This window comes from Legionella dresdenensis (genome assembly GCF_042649825.1).
Classification (GTDB): Bacteria; Pseudomonadota; Gammaproteobacteria; order Legionellales; family Legionellaceae; genus Legionella_C; species Legionella_C dresdenensis.
On record NZ_JBHSAB010000011.1, the window covers coordinates 50744 to 62530 of the forward strand.

An 11787-nucleotide genomic window follows, 5' to 3' on the forward strand; every position below is an offset into this window, starting at 1 on the left:
GTAAAGCCCAACACTCCTTTTCTACTCTCCATACTTCCCCATCTCCACTTCCACACCACTCCCCCAATTTGGGGTTAATATACCCTTATTAATGAACCTGTGAATACTCGAGTATTGCCAGTCTGAAGGTTTACTGACATAACCATGCTTCACTGGATTGTAATGAATATAATTAACATGATTTTCGTAATCAATGAGGTTCCGTATCATATGCTCCCAAAACCTGCGTTGCCAGATCCCTCTTTCACGTTTCTTTTGCCGGGAAAGTGATATTGGTTCATGAGTTTTAAGCTGCCTTGAAAATGTTCCTTTAATAAGGCTTAGCCGCCTTGAATAATCTGCATCATCTACAGGTAAGGTCATTATCAAATGGCAATGCTCTGGCAAAACTACAATTGCATCGATTTGAAAGGGGTGATTTCTTTGAACATGTTTGAATGCGAATTTTAAAGCCTCATGATGACGGGTTAATTGATCGCTGTTTCTGTTTTCTAAAGTCAGAGTAAAAAAATAGGTTGCACCCGGAATAAGGGCTCTTCTGTAATACATAAAGTTGGACTGGGTTATTTCCTTTGAGGGTGGTTATAGCGGTTTATTGGAGGGTTTGCAAATATATTTTAAGGAGTGTTGGGCTTTACAGCCCAACCTACGTTTTTTTTATTTCCAAGCCAACACTCCACTCTTGTTATCAGGCTAGTGCTGTTGATTTTTCTTCTGCCTGGGAGATTGGGGGATAAATTTCGCTTTGGCTTATTGCGCAGAAGCCTGGCATGGCGCCGCTGATTGTTCCGGCTATTAGTTGGTGGTTGTCGTTGATTTTGTCCAGTGCGTCCTGTAATGATAAAGTGACTTTGGGCGAGTGGATTTTGATTTGCCATATACCGTCCTGCTCCGCTTTGATATTAACAAACTGCGACATCGAAACCGGTGTGCCATTGGTATCGCGCCAGCCGGCTATTGCGCCTCTCAAGGCGTCGGCTTCTTCCAGATTCACGGAATAAAAAGCGCTGCCGTCATTAAACTCACACAAAACGGCCGTTAAAGGATGCTTCGCCTGTTGCGGTTTGCTGACCCAGATTTGTTTGAACCAGGCTTTTTTGGCGGTTACAAATTGCTCTTTGCCGCCATCGCCAGCCTGAAAATGACCATTAAGCCGGCCAGTCTGACTTATCAGTAATTCAACGCCATTTCGTAAATCCAGCTGTTTAGGCGGGTTTCCGGCTAAACCCAGCATATCGACTTTGAAGTTAAACCCTTTTTGCCCTTTGTTTTTTACTCCGAATACCCAGCTATTATTAATCGGGTTAAAGCGTAAAAACAGATTGCCAACCTGCCAGTGAGTCTGCTCAGGATTTTCAATCAGGGTATTGCTTTCTTCATAGAGTAATACCGCTTTGTTCTGACTATCAAATAAAGCAGCAATGCCATGATACTGATTGCCATTATGGTTAATCTGAAAATAATAATGATATTTTTCGTTGTTTTCATTGCTGACCATACCGGAAAATACCCAGTTTGCCTGCTCTGCCTGTAACGAGGGCATATTCTGCAATGGCGGTATTTCAGCATTATCCTGTGGATCAACAGTTTCTGCATGGCCAACGCCAGCCAACAGGGAAGAAAACAAAACGAGAGATAGCCAGATTTGCTTCATGTCAAACTAAACCTTTTAATTGTTCATGCGACCATAGCGCCTGCCAGAAAGCAGGTTCGAGTTCCGCTTCAACCGGTAAACAATACCAGGAAGATTTGGCAAAACTATGGCATTTAACAGCATCCTTTTCCGTCATAATTACCGTTTGTTCGGCAACAGCAAGATCATCTGGGCAAAACGCATGATGATCAGCAAACGAGTAAGGTTTAAAATTTACTCCCAGTGTGTTTAATGTTGCATAAAAACGCTGGGGATGACCTATGGCAGCAACAGCGGCGATTGAGCCGCCAAGGCTGTCAGTATTAACAGTATAGCCGGTTTTTAATTGAGTAATCGGGCCAGGTTTTAATTGCATTGCATAAGCATCAGGCCAATTACCGCTATTTACTACAACAAAGTCAACCTGCCGTAACCGCGCTTTATGTTCCCGTAATGGCCCTGCCGGCAGACATAGCTGATTACCCAAACCTCTTTGACCATCGATAACCGCAATTTCAATCGCCCGCCCCATCGCATAATGTTGCAGGCCATCATCACTAATAATAATCTGGCTTTGGCAGTTATCCAATAAATATTGCACCGCAACAGCACGTTTTGGGGCAATTACCAGATCACAACCGGTTTTCTGGACTATTAATAACGGTTCATCACCGGTTTTACGGGCATCATCCTCTTTTTTTACCAGATAAGGATAATGCGCAACGCGGGAACCATAACCCCGGCTGACTACCCCTACCCTGATTCCCTTGCGCTGCAAGGCTTGTACTAAAGCAATTACCAGAGGCGTTTTTCCCACACCGCCTACAGTAATATTACCTACAATAATTACCGGAACAGGAAAATGCTGTTGGTAATATTTCTCCAGGATAACACGGCGTATACCGACAATGCTTTGATAAACCCGAGCAAAAGGCCATAGCAGCCAGCGCCAATTGCTCTGGCTGTACCACAGCTTTTGTATTGCCCGTTGCATCACGCCATCACTTCTTCTTGCGGTTGTCTTTCATCAACACCAAGCTTCTGCGCATTATAAAGTTGCGCATAATAACCATCAAGGTTTAATAGTGCCTGATGCGATCCCTGCTCTACCACTCGTCCATGATTAAGCACAATAATTTTATCGGCTTTTTTGATAGTCGATAAACGGTGAGCAATAACCAGGGTTGTCCTGTTTTGCATAATCTGATCAAGCGCCGCCTGAATATAACGTTCAGATTCACTATCCAAAGCGGAAGTCGCTTCATCAAGAATCAGGACCGGCGCGTCTTTCAGAATAGCGCGGGCGATAGCCAACCGCTGCCGCTGCCCGCCTGATAACAAGATGCCGTTTTCCCCTACTTTGGTGTCATAACCATTAGGCAGGCGGGCAATAAATTCATCGGCAAAAGCCTGCTCTGCAGCTCTGATAATTTGATCACGGCTTATGTCAAAACGTCCGTAAGCAATATTATTGGCCAAGGTATCGTTAAATAATGTCACTTGCTGGCCAACCAGAGCAATCTGCTCTCTAAGGCTGTCAAGTGCAATCGCGTTAATCGGTTTGCCATCAAGCCGTATATGTCCGCTTAGCACTTCATAAAACCGAGGAATCAGGCTTGCAATAGTGGTTTTTCCACTGCCTGAGTGACCAACCAGCGCCACGGTTTCACCGGCATTAATCGTAAAACTGACATCATGCAATACTGGCTGTCCCTGGCGGTAAGCGTAGTTCACTTTCTCAAAAGCAATCTGGCCTTTTACTCTGCCGGTAAGCGCTTTACCCTGTTTATCTTCTATCGGCATATCCAGCAGATTAAACACGCTTTCTGCACCGGCAAGCCCGCGCTGGATAACTGCGTTCAGGGTGGTTAAGGTCTTGATAGGTTTAATCAGCTGCAGCATTGCTGCAATAATTGCGAGAAAAGAGCCTGCGGTAATCGTAATGACAGTAGACAGTTTAATCGCTGAAAAAATAATTACCGCAATCCCGATGGCAATCACAAATTGCACGCCCGACACATTAATTGCTTTACTGATCGCAACCTTCATGTCATTCAGGCGTGAGGTTTCAGTAGCCTGATCAAATTTATCAATCTCATACTGCTCACCGCCGAAAATTCTCACCACCCGATAGCCTTCAATGGCTTCCGCGGCAATCTCGGTCACCTGCCCCATGGAGTGCTGAACCTTATGACTAATCCGGCGCACGCGTTTGTTGGTATAGTTAACGATTATTCCGACAAAGGGAATGGTCAGTAAAAACATCAACGAAAGCTGCCAGCAAATAATCATCATGACTGACAATAAGCCAATGACCAGACACAGGTTTTGCACAAAATCAGTCAACGCGTCAGCACTGACCTGAGCAACCTGTTCAACATCATAGATAATTTTGGATAACAACTGACCGGAAGTCGCCTGATCGTAATAATCCGAAGGCAATTTGACAATATGGGCAAACACGCGCTGGCGCAGCACTTTAACCACTGCCCGCGCAACCCAGGTCATGCAATAGCTGGCCATCGAACTCACCAGGCCGCGGATAGTAATCCCGATTAACACAATTACCGGTATACGTTTGACAAACTCCATATCAATATCGATAAATCCCTTATCCAGAAAAGGACGCATCATGTAAGTAAAACCGGCGTCAATCATGGAGTAGAGAATGTTGGCAAATATCCCAAGCAGTAAAACAGACCAGAATGGCTTGACATAGCTTAAGAGCCGCCAGTATAGCAAGCGGGTTTTGGTTGGAGTATGACTTGTCATGACCTAATAAATTATGGCGGTAAAAGCAGCAAATTGTAACCTGAATTGGGAAAAAGCGCTATATACTTGTATCGAGGCCTGGTGCATTTTCCGCTTGAGGAATGGAGTGATGGGCTTTACAACCCAACACTCCATTAGGTAAGCGGGGATAACAAAGTTATAATTAAATCGAAGGCGCAGCCGGGGGCAGCTGATCATAGTGATACCGCTGTTTCAGTTCCGTGAAGTCATTAACACTATGAGGTACTGCCCAGAAATGCCAGAAATGCCTTTTTTCAGTGCACAATTCTTCAATATTGGATAAATAGCCCTGCAAGGTAGCAGGATCGAAATCACCCTGGTGCGCGTTTACCGCATTTTTAATACTATTGAAGGCCTTCCACTTAGGGGAGTTCAGCCCTGAAGTCTTACGGCCTGATTCTTTGTTAGCTATTCTATTCATTAATTCCTGGATCATATTACCCAGATTTTTGGACGAATACAGTCCTGCTCTTGGCTCATCAACAGGGATTACTGGTTGCTCAGTGTAAGCAGGCGTAGTAGAAAATGATGGTAATTGTGATCGTGGCGGCGTTCCTTCCTCAAGGCTTAACTCAATTGCTCTTGCGAGGTCATCTTCTAAAAAACCGCCTACTCCGGCGCCATCATCGAATGGATTTTCCTCCACCCTCACCTGTTGTTGTGCGGCCTGAAGATTATTAAAGATATCGATTTGCTCAATAAGAGAAACTGCACCATCAACCCCGGCCTCTGACAGGTTGACCGCAAGCTCTCTGACTCTCTCAGCATAACGATCCCTATCGATATTGCCTGAAATATATTCATTATTAATATCTTCCAGAGGATTAATAACCGCCTGGTCGGTGATATTTGCCTTGACCGTGTTCAGGTCAGCAACAATAGCCATAATTTCATCTGAACGTCTGTCTTGCGCTGCCTGACCATAGCGATTGGTAGCAGGATTTTTGATAATATTGAAATGAGCTTTAAGGTTATCTATTTGGGTATCTAATGTGTTCCATTGATCCTGTTCATATTGCTCAATAGCTGGTCTGATTTTTGCTAAAAATTCAGCAAAATCAATTGTTTTTGCAGCGTGCTCATCATAAGCATCCTTTATAATATTTCCCGATTCCGGATTTTCTAATATGTTTTTAATCCATTCTGTTAAGCGGCGATCGCTGCCTTGCTGATGAGCGGTTATAAAATCCTGCTTTAAATTACCAATAACTGAACTTACCTTTGCTGAAAATTCATCGAAACCAATGCGGCTGCTTATGTATTCATCCCGAGCATGACTTATTGCATTTAGAGAATCAGTTGGTTCATTTTTTAATATTTCACAAGTCGTGTAAATATTATATATTGCCGTATAGAAATTCTCTGTTTCAGAAACGCGCTGCTTATCTGCCCGGGTTTGTTCAGTTGAGGGTTCAGCTTGTTGATTTGAAGAAGGTTCGTTGTGCTCGTCAGCAGCGACTGCAGCCATATCATCATTCCTGGATGGCCTGGGAATGCTTTGTTTAAAGTCAATCAAAGCTCTGAACGCAGTAGGTCTATTAGGTACGCTTACATTCGAAAGTGCCTGATTCAGAACTTTTTGGAGTATGGGAGAATAAATCAGTTGAATGTAGTCCTTATCCTGATTTTTACAAACCTCAATCATAGCAAGAAAATTTTTATAAGATTCATCAGGCTCTGGCTCAACATTGGGCAGAGCATTTGGCATAATGGGCTGTGGTGTTTTCTTTTCCTCAGCTTGAGCGGCAGGTTGTTGCTCCGGGTTGTTGGCTACCGGCTCTTCTGCTTCGGTTTTTTTCTCCTCAGGCGCTTGATCTACAATATTATATTTTTCCTTGAACTTAGCTAATGCTTGCTCTGCTGCCGGTTTATTTTCTGGTTTTACAAAGGCCAGCAATCGCTCTAATCTTCCTTTAATTTGGCTCAAATAATTAGCAGTAATAAATTGCTGCTCCCTTTTTTCCAGGCTGGATAGCATATCAATAAGATTTTTATACCCTTGATCAGCAGCAATACCTTGTGCGTTATTTGTATTGTCTGAACCATCACCTGATACAGAATTGGTCATTTTTTTCTCCAGGAGCAATCAACAAAGATAAAATTTATCTCTTATTGTACCAAATTAAATCAGTCAAAGCCAATATTTAATGCATAAAAGCTTGTCTTTGCAAGCTCTACAGAGACAGTCCACTCAAGATCTTATCAAAAGATAGTCTTGGGTTATTTTCCTTAGTTCGTAAAGTTGGCTTACAACTCACTAAATTATCGCTCAGAGAGTCTGGTTTTAGAACATGAAATGTGTTAAAATAATGCAATTAGTTTTTTTGGGGGCTACCATGACAAACATGATAAATTGGAAAGAAGAGCTCAAATTGTATGGCTATACCGTAAAGGAAGGCGACGATTACGAACGATCCTTTCGAGAGCAAGATAACAAGCGATATCGCTCTGTCGTTCAGAATATACGCCATATGTCTCATGCCATTATTGATGGAGATGATAGCCCTTTTTTTCACCCCTTATTCGATCTTGGCAATCCTGTACTTAGCAGAACATGCGCTTATTTTGTCAGTCCAGAAAGGAAGAAAGATATTTATCAAAAACTTTCACAGCGGGCGCAAACACGTCAAAATTTGGCTGAATGGGCGATATTTTTAAATCAACCACGTCCTGAGAAATCAATTATAGAAGCAACCTATAATGCAAAAAATGCTCTGCCGGCATTAGCAGCCTCTTGTGGCCAGCTTGACGATTTAAAATATTACCAGAAATTTTTTAACCTTCAATTTACCAGCACTGACAAGTCGAAAGGGGTAGACCTGCTAAAGAAAGCAGACGAACATGGCGAGGCGGACATCGTTTTGTATCTGGTTCAACAGGGTGTCCAGATACCACAAAAAGCTTTTGCTTTTAAAAACCATATGGAAAAAATAAATAAATGGGGCGGCGGTGCAGCGCAAGAAAATAAAGTCATACAATTAATTAAACTATTGAATGAAAAAAACCATCCCTTACCGCAAGATGTGCTCTATTGGGCTGCTACATATAATTGCACAACAATTATTGCCTATTTGCTCGACCCTAAAAACGGGTTACCCGCAGATGCATATACATACAGAGAGGGTGGGCGCACCCCCATTGAGCGCGCTATTCATTGCCATGCACATGAAGCGCTTCCCCTGTTACTGAATAAGATTAAGTTTTCTTTTCGTCTTGCTATCCGTGAAGCTATTGAGGCGAATAATTTCACTGCGATTGAGACAATACTTGATTGGAACAGGTTACAGGATGCTAATTCTGATAAATCCGTTAAACCGATTACAATTGACGAAAGATTTTGGAATAGTACTGTTGATCAACAAACATTTTTAGAAACTGCTTGCGAGAACGAGCGTCTTGATATGGTGCAGTACCTGCTTGCTAAAGGAGCTTCGCCAGTAGCTATAGGAAATTCTCGAAGTGCCCTTGAATATGCTGCAGCAGCGACAAGAAATGCACAGGAGATGGTGCTTTTGTTAATTGTTAAAAAGGCACCGCTAACACCTCACTGCGCTTTTAAAGTGCTTCAGCTAGTTATTGCATCAGGCCAGCCAGCACCTGTAAAATATGCTTTAACAGAGATCACAACAAAGCAACTGTTACCGATAAAAAATGTGATTCGTGAGCTGAGAAGCACTGATTTTATTAATGATCCCGAGATATCGAGCCAGCTAACAGCTGCACTGACAACAGCCAGTAAGAAGAAGCGCTACGTTCCGGCCTCGACTTTTGTTTCTGGAAGGCAAGCAAGTTTTCTGGACAACGACGAGCCAGATAATTTAACCCCTCTGAACGATACACCTGTTAACATGCTTAAAGCAACGCTGCAGATATCAGCGCATGAATTACAAGCACCTAACAGGGGATATGTTGAACGGCTCATTAGTGCAAGCGAACGGGTATTAAAGACAAACTATGGCTCAAAGTCGGATCGCCAAGAAAAAGCCATGGCGCTTTTAATTCTTGCCGATAAGCTTTCAACAGCGTCTGAGGATAAACTACTGGATGCTATTAATGAGTGGAAAACCAGTCCGCTGAGCCATGGCTATAATCTCTATGCTGAAAATGGCAAAACCTGTTACTCCATTGTAAGTACTCACCGGCGGGATAGTTGGTTTAATCCTAAATTTCCTGCATCGAAAGTGGAGATTGATAACATCATTAATGAGCTTGAGGTTCGCCCGCGCCTGCAATCGCAGCATTGACCAAAGTTTACCAGGCTGCGTTATCGTTAGAAAGGGAGTGTTGGGCTTTACAGCCCATAGCCGTCAAGCTAAGGAATTAAATTTCTACATTTCACAATATCGTTCGGGCTGAGGAAGCGCTTTAGCGCTGTCTCGAAGCCTGTGGTACAGTGCCACGCCTTCGAGACAAATGCTCCGCATTTTCCTCAGGCCGAACGAATATGTGCTTTAAAACCCATAGCAGGCAGTTAAGGAATTTTGTACATTTACTATTCTAATTTCCTGTGTACCTGGCTTAGCTTGACGGCCATGGGCTTTACAGCCCAACACTCTGTTTATCCGGAACTGGTCAATTTATAAACCAGACCAGGACCCTGATAAATCAAACCTGTGTAAACCTGAACCAGGGATGCCCCTGCCTGAATTTTTTCTCTGCAAGCATCAGCTGAAGATACACCGCCAAGCCCAATCAGTGCGACTTGGTCGCCTACGACTGATTTAATCGCCTGCAGACATTCAGTAGCGCGTTTAAACAGAGGCTTACCACTCATCCCGCCCTGCTGCTGCGCCTGCGGATATTGCTCAATATCAGTCCTTGCCCGGGTAGTATTGGTTGCGATAATCCCTTCTATACCCGCCTGTAAAACAGTCTCCGCCATCTGTTTGAGCGCTTCATTCGATTCATCAGGCGAGAATTTCACGACTAATGGTACATGACGATTAAATCGTTCCGCCAGCTTTGTTCGCTCTGCTGTAATCTGTGCCAGCAGCGTACCCAAATAATCGCTTTGCTGCAGTAACCGCAAATCCGGCGTATTGGGCGATGAGATATTAATTGTTATGTAGGAAGCGTATTCATATACCTTATTCAGGCAATAACAGTAATCTTCAGCGGCGTTATCCAGCGCCGTGTCTTTACCTTTACCAATGTTAATCCCAAGAATTCCCCGGTATCGGGAATTTTGAATATTTTTAACCAGCACATCAACACCCGCATTATTAAACCCCATGCGGTTGATTAATGCCTGTTGCTGCGGGATGCGAAAGATACGCGGCAACGGATTTCCCGACTGAGGTTTAGGCGTTACCGTTCCAAGCTCAATCGATGCAAAGCCAAGTTTAGCCAGACCATCAAGATAATCGCCATTGACATCAATCCCGGCAGCCAGGCTAACCCTATGCGGAAATTGCAATCCCATTACAAAAACAGGTTGACTGGTATCGACTTTCCTGAATACAAAATCAGGTAACCAGTTTAAAGCCGTCATAGCCACAGCATGCGCTGTCTCAGGCTCCAGTTTAAAAAGTAAAGGTTTAATCAATTGATACATGGATTCTCAGGCTGAAATCGGCGTAAGTGGAGTATATAATATCGTTTATTAAAAACAATCAGCTTGAGAAATAAGTGTTGGGTTTTACAGCCCATAGCCGTCAAGTTAAGGAATTAAATTCCTACATTTCATAACATCGTTCGAGCTGAGGAAGCGCTTTAGCGCTGTCTCGAAGCCTGGGGTACAGTGCCACGCCTTCGAGACAAATGCTCCGCATTTTCCTCAGGCCGAACGGTTATGAGTTTTACAGCCCTACGCTGATTTGATTACAAATGCGGTTGGGTATTTGTTAACGGCTCCGGTGCAACAACTGGAGCCTGTAAAGCTTTTTTATGTTCTCTGACAATAAATAATGTCCGGGCAGTTAAGGAACCTGCTTTATTCGGCGGATCTATTGTACGCAGTACTGTAATCAGCTCATCAAGAGTAGAAAGCTGCCCCCTTTTAACTTGCCGCAAAATCTGGTCAACCTCTTTGATATAATGCCGATTCCAATGACCGCAGAAAAAACGTAAGGCCGCTGAGCCGCCCTTGGTATAATCACTCAATAAGGCACAGGCTTTATTGAATTCACTGCCTTCTGTTTTTTGATAAATTGCCTGATAGCTGGCTGGGGGATTGATGTAATTATTTAAAATGGTCGCGTAGCCTTTAATACTGCGCTTCGATGTTTCCGTTATTGCCTTTCTGACTATTGCATCACTACAACAGGGATTATTCAGAATTTTCAAAACAATCTCAGTTTGCCCTGTAGACATAGCATACGAAAGAACATCATAATTTCCCATCGGTTTAACCAATAAAATTTCTGGTTTCATGCAGGAACTTTGCAACACCATATCGGCCATTGTTAAAAGCACTGGTTTATCAGCCGGGTTTTGGAACAAACCTCTTATAATCTCATGCAGGATAGTAGTTTCGTACCTTTGTTCTTCAGGAGAAAAATAGAAGGAGGGTTCTACTACTCGCTTAAATGCCTCGGTTGTGCACTTCGGACTGCCTATAAACGTACGCATTAAATCGACATATCTATTTTTTAGTATATGGCTTAATACGCCATATTGCGCGAGATGTTGAGCAGTAAAAGAAGGGCTTTCGATCAACGATTGATAGATGTGGTAAAGTAGCTTCTGCCAGGTTGGTATATCAATCCTGAGGAACATACGGGAGTAATGGTTATGGCTGAGTAGAAAATCCAAACCCCGATATTTTTCATGGAAAAGACTAAGCGCCTTCGTGCTTGAAAGAGCAAGTTTGATAGCGTCGATGTTTCCATGGATCAATAACTGGATAAAAAATTTCTTATCCAGCCGGTTTTCTTCAATATGAGCCTTGGTGATCGTTTTATTTTTAAATATCCCGGTAAGCCTTAAATCACAGTTAATCAACTCGATATTGGTCAGATCCAGCGTGCTTAAATCAATCCCGCGTAAATCTTTATCCCGGATTGTAATCGGTTGTTCACTTTTAAGATGACCAAGATATCCCTCCTGTAGCCCAAGACTAAAGGCTTCGCTGACCAGCAGCGGCTGCGAAAGTACGGTTACAGGATAACCATGTGTTTCAAACAGATGTTGGATAAAACGCTGTTGCAAGGATGCCGGCAAAGTATGAAGCCACTTGACCACCTGATTTTCAGATCCCAGTTTTTCAGTCAATTCTTCAATCAGAATTGGCCAAAAATTACCGATCTCAGTCAGATTTTTACTTTCTAACAGCAATGAGATGCATTTTACTTGCAGTAGTTTTAATAAAGCCTCGGCATGCGCTGTGCGCTCAAACAGCTGTTGCCACGCTTCCCGGTCCT

The 11787-nt window shown here is 43.2% G+C and carries 8 protein-coding genes; 1 reads left to right on the plus strand and 7 read right to left on the minus strand.

The window, feature by feature from the left end; translation table 11 throughout:
• Nucleotides 1-21 precede the first annotated feature (21 nt).
• The 5 genes from ACFORL_RS06575 to ACFORL_RS06595 form a co-directional block, all read right to left on the minus strand.
• Entirely contained in the window at nt 22-549 is a 528-nt protein-coding gene (locus ACFORL_RS06575; protein WP_382342300.1) for an REP-associated tyrosine transposase, read from the minus strand.
• A gap of 139 nt (nt 550-688) precedes the next feature.
• A complete protein-coding gene (locus ACFORL_RS06580) occupies nt 689-1654 on the minus strand; it encodes a hypothetical protein (protein WP_382342302.1) in 966 nt (321 codons plus the stop codon).
• Nucleotide 1655: 1 nt separating this feature from the next.
• The gene (gene lpxK / locus ACFORL_RS06585; protein WP_382342315.1) at nt 1656-2627 is read right to left on the minus strand and encodes a tetraacyldisaccharide 4'-kinase; all 972 of its coding nucleotides are present in this window, start codon (nt 2625-2627) and stop codon (nt 1656-1658) included.
• On the minus strand, nt 2627-4405 hold the full coding sequence (gene msbA / locus ACFORL_RS06590) for a lipid A export permease/ATP-binding protein MsbA (protein ID WP_382342304.1): 1779 nt from the start codon (nt 4403-4405) through the stop codon (nt 2627-2629). Before msbA ends, lpxK begins: the two co-directional genes overlap by 1 nt.
• A 163-nt stretch (nt 4406-4568) precedes the next feature.
• Nucleotides 4569-6494 (minus strand): hypothetical protein, encoded by a 1926-nt coding sequence (locus tag ACFORL_RS06595; protein ID WP_382342306.1) that lies wholly within the window; start codon nt 6492-6494, stop codon nt 4569-4571.
• A gap of 268 nt (nt 6495-6762) precedes the next feature.
• Between ACFORL_RS06595 and ACFORL_RS06600 the strand changes: the two genes are divergently transcribed.
• Nucleotides 6763-8670, plus strand: a complete 1908-nt coding sequence (locus ACFORL_RS06600; protein ID WP_382342308.1) for a hypothetical protein — start codon at nt 6763-6765, stop codon at nt 8668-8670.
• Nucleotides 8671-8984: 314 nt separating this feature from the next.
• Here the strand turns inward: ACFORL_RS06600 and ACFORL_RS06605 are convergent, their stop codons facing one another.
• Together ACFORL_RS06605 and ACFORL_RS06610 are read right to left on the minus strand one after the other, a co-directional pair.
• Complete coding sequence (locus ACFORL_RS06605) at nt 8985-9980, minus strand: quinone-dependent dihydroorotate dehydrogenase (protein ID WP_382342310.1); 996 nt, start codon at nt 9978-9980, stop codon at nt 8985-8987.
• Between the two features lie 266 nt (nt 9981-10246).
• The coding region (locus ACFORL_RS06610) for a DUF5617 domain-containing protein (protein ID WP_382342311.1) at nt 10247-11787 on the minus strand (1541 nt) is incomplete at its 5' end.